Annotated in this window: 1 protein-coding gene; it reads left to right on the top strand. The window is 61.8% G+C overall.

The features are described 5' to 3' along the window. Positions 1-118: 118 nt before the first annotated feature. Entirely contained in the window at positions 119-1,384 is a 1,266-nt protein-coding gene (locus F6X39_RS36030) for an IS256 family transposase (protein WP_187620141.1), read from the top strand. Positions 1,385-1,431 lie beyond the last annotated feature (47 nt).

The raw sequence follows: 1,431 nt of genomic DNA, 5'->3' as shown, positions 1-1,431 counted from the left end.
GAGCTAAGCTCGAATCTGGTGTATGGGGGATTTGAGGCGGGAGATTGAAGGCGGTGGAGGTTTCAGCTGAGAATCTGATTGTCGAAGTCGGAAACCAGCAAACAACAAACCATCCACCATGAGCAAGTTTACGGAAAAAGAAGTCGTCGGTCTATCGGAAGTCGGTCTGGGCTTGGACGATCTGGTGCGCCAGGGCGCGCGGCAGGTGATCCAGCAGGCAATCGAAGCAGAGCTGTCGGCGCTGCTGGAGCGGTTCGAGAACGTTAAAACCCTGCACGGACAGCGTGCCGTGGTGCGCAATGGCTATCTGCCGGAGCGCGAGGTGCTGACGGCGGCCGGCCCCATTGCGGTGAAGGTGCCGAAGGTTCGCGATCGATCAGGATCAGGTGTGAAGTTCAATTCATCGATTGTGCCGCCGTATGTGCGGAAGTCGCCGCGCGTGAGTGCCGCGCTGCCGTGGCTGTATCTGAAGGGCATTTCGACGGGCGATATGAGCGAAGCGCTGGGCGTGCTGCTGGGCGAGGACGCCAAGGGGTTGTCGGCGAACGTGGTAAGTCGCCTGAAGGCGCAATGGGGCGATGAGCACGCCAGCTGGAGCCGGCGTGATCTGTCGAACTCGCGCTACGTGTACTGGTGGGTCGACGGCATTCATACCGGCCTGCGCAGTGAGAGCTCGGACGGCCAGTGCCTGCTGGTGATCATCGGCGTGAGGCCGGATGGGCGCAAGGAGCGTGTGGCAATCGGCGACGGGTATCGGGAGTCGAAGGCGTCCTGGCAGGAACTGCTGCTCGATCTGAAATCGCGAGGCTTGCAGGGTGGTCCGCTGCTGGCCGTCGGTGATGGCGCAATGGGCTTCTGGGCCGCACTGGAGGAAGTGTTTCCTGCAACGCGCGGCCAGCGCTGCTGGTTTCACAAGATGGGCAACGTGCTCAACGCGCTGCCGAAGTCGCAACAGGGGCGCGCGAAGGCCGACCTGCAGGCGATCTGGATGGCGGCGACGCGCGCCGACGCGTACGCCGCGTTCGATCGTTTCGTGACGGTCTACGCCGCGAAATATCCGAAGGCAACCGAAACGCTGAAGAAGGACCGGGAGAGCCTGCTGGCGTTTTACGACTTCCCCGCCGAGCACTGGCAGCATTTGCGCACGACGAATGCGATTGAGTCGACATTCGCGACCGTGCGCCACCGGACGACTCGCACCCGCAACTGCGTGTCGCGACCAACCTTCCTCGGTCTGGCATTCAAGCTGATCGAGGAAGCCGAGAAAACCTGGCGCCGTATCAACGGCCCTGAGCAGATCAAGCTGTTGCTGGAGGGCATTGCCTTCAGGGACGGCGAACCGGTGCAAGGCGATCAACCGGTTCAGCAGAAACTCGCCGCCTGAAGCCGAACGCTATCAAGCTGCCCATACACCACTCTTGACGTTAGCTC

It is taken from the genome of Paraburkholderia sp. UCT2, from assembly GCF_014397665.1.
GTDB classification, from domain to species: Bacteria; Pseudomonadota; Gammaproteobacteria; order Burkholderiales; family Burkholderiaceae; genus Paraburkholderia; species Paraburkholderia tuberum.
The sequence above is the reverse complement of the archived record's forward strand: the minus strand, read 5'-3'. Positions and strand labels throughout refer to the sequence as shown.

Coding starts and splice junctions, on each gene's coding strand:
- F6X39_RS36030 (WP_187620141.1), top strand. CDS start 119: ATGAGCAAGTTTACGGAAAAAGAAGTCGTCGGTCTATCGGAAGTCGGT.